A 752-nucleotide genomic window follows, 5' to 3' on the forward strand; every position below is an offset into this window, starting at 1 on the left:
CCGGGTGTGAGGCAGAACCCTGTGCCGTGGCTACATGGACTTTGAGAAATACGGTCAGGACTGCATGGAAAACGACTGTGTGACGCAAACGGAGTTCGCCCTGCTGCGGCGCTTGGACCCGCCCTTCCCGGAGCAGCGGCAGGGGCAGCGGATGATGTAAGCAAAAGCGGCTCGATCCATTTGGAACGAGCCGCTCGATAGGCAGACAAATTGGAATTTATGAGCCTTTAGCGTTGGCAAACGCCGATTTAAACGCATCTATTGCTCGTTCCGCTGTATGCTGTTTGATTAGGCCCTCTTTTGCGTTTACCGCAAGATGGATACTGGTTCCATCAGCCTTGAGCAGAAGAAATGCAGGATTCATATTTGCGGCACCCGATAAAATCACTCCAGAAATTATACCATCTTCTATGTTTTCCTCAAGGATAGTTCCACATTCTGAAAGTGCTGTTCTCATCAACGCATAAGTATCGCCGGACGTATTCTCGATCTGACACTCAATAGCTGTCATAGCAAGATTTAATGCAACTTTTTTTGTGATTGTTCTACCAAATTGGGGTGCATACGTGGAAATTATATTGGCCAACAAATCATTGATTTGTCCGTTCATCATATCACTTGCTCCTCTCCACAAATTTTAGTTTGTTAGCCCATTTTCTCTACCTGACCCACTTTTGACCCAGAACACGAAAAAAAGCGGGCAGGACTGGACGGCTACATGGATTTTCAGCAATACGGTCAGGACTGCATGG

General features: G+C 47.2%; 2 protein-coding genes. One reads left to right on the forward strand and one right to left on the reverse strand.

Annotation, left to right across the window (positions count from 1 at the left end; all coding sequences use genetic code 11):
* Positions 1-34 precede the first annotated feature (34 nt).
* Positions 35-160 (forward strand): hypothetical protein, encoded by a 126-nt coding sequence (locus ACTQ3R_RS16570; protein ID WP_441780239.1) that lies wholly within the window; start codon positions 35-37, stop codon positions 158-160.
* A 57-nt stretch (positions 161-217) separates the two neighbouring features.
* On the opposite strand, the gene ACTQ3R_RS16575 is transcribed toward ACTQ3R_RS16570, so the two are convergent.
* A complete protein-coding gene (locus tag ACTQ3R_RS16575) occupies positions 218-613 on the reverse strand; it encodes a hypothetical protein (RefSeq protein ID WP_441780240.1) in 396 nt (131 codons plus the stop codon).
* Positions 614-752: the final 139 nt, after the last annotated feature.

Source organism: Lawsonibacter sp. LCP25S3_E2, assembly GCF_052117285.1.
In the GTDB taxonomy this organism is placed as follows: Bacteria; Bacillota; Clostridia; order Oscillospirales; family Oscillospiraceae; genus Lawsonibacter.

Bases quoted from the DNA above. Each gene is read 5' to 3' on its own strand.
- ACTQ3R_RS16570 (WP_441780239.1), top strand. From the start codon at position 35: ATGGACTTTGAGAAATACGGTCAGGACTGCATGGAAAACGACTGTGTG.
- ACTQ3R_RS16575 (WP_441780240.1), bottom strand. From the start codon at position 613: ATGATGAACGGACAAATCAATGATTTGTTGGCCAATATAATTTCCACG.